At 39.7% G+C, this 721-nt stretch carries 1 protein-coding gene; it reads right to left on the bottom strand.

The features are described 5' to 3' along the window. Nucleotides 1-250: 250 nt before the first annotated feature. Nucleotides 251-655, bottom strand: coding sequence for a hypothetical protein (locus tag ACFIJJ_RS09970; RefSeq protein ID WP_375643797.1), 405 nt, complete (start codon nucleotides 653-655; stop codon nucleotides 251-253). Nucleotides 656-721 lie beyond the last annotated feature (66 nt).

The raw sequence follows: 721 nt of genomic DNA on the forward strand, positions 1-721 counted from the left end.
GAGGAGGTTGGTTAACACATCCAGCTGTATTTAAGAGAGCTATGCAACTCAATAGTTTTAAGATTTTCTTCATTTTTTCCCTCTTTCAATGGATTTATTTACTATAAAACAGCTCGGAAGCTTGTTGATATTTTCTGTCATCGCTACTTAAAACAACGGTGAACAATATTGAAATGGTTGCTTGAGGAAACAATCGCGCCATTCCAAGTGAAGGCAAGGATGGCGGATTGTTGATCATCACAAGCAAGACTTAAGGATAGCATTCATATTGTTCTGGATGCTTTTTACAAAACGGGCTATTTAAGCGCTTCTTGACACTGCGCCTCGGGATCACAGCACCTAGACGACAAATGGGCAAGTTTTCGGCTTTATGATTTCCACACCAGCCCCCCCCCCTATCATATTTATCATGGAAACCAGCTTGAATCATACAAGCTTCTATGGTTGCCCATGCATTGTTGCTTAAATTTCTGTTTTCTGGAAATACATCATAAGGAGCTGGCATTCCACATTCTAAAAGTGCTTTTTTTACCTCAAGCCGATCTGCTCCTGATTTCTCCCACACCGTGAAGTATCCTGCAGGAGGTTTATTAAACTGACATCCAGCTATACTTAACAAAGTTACAGCGCTTAATAATTTTAAAGTTTGTTTCATTTTTTCCTCCTTAAAGGGAATTGTACTCGATGGGAAAGTCCATATATATCTCGACATTTTGGACCC

Origin of the sequence: Bartonella sp. TT29SHDZB, from assembly GCF_042193395.1 — a bacterium.
In the GTDB taxonomy this organism is placed as follows: Bacteria; Pseudomonadota; Alphaproteobacteria; order Rhizobiales; family Rhizobiaceae; genus Bartonella.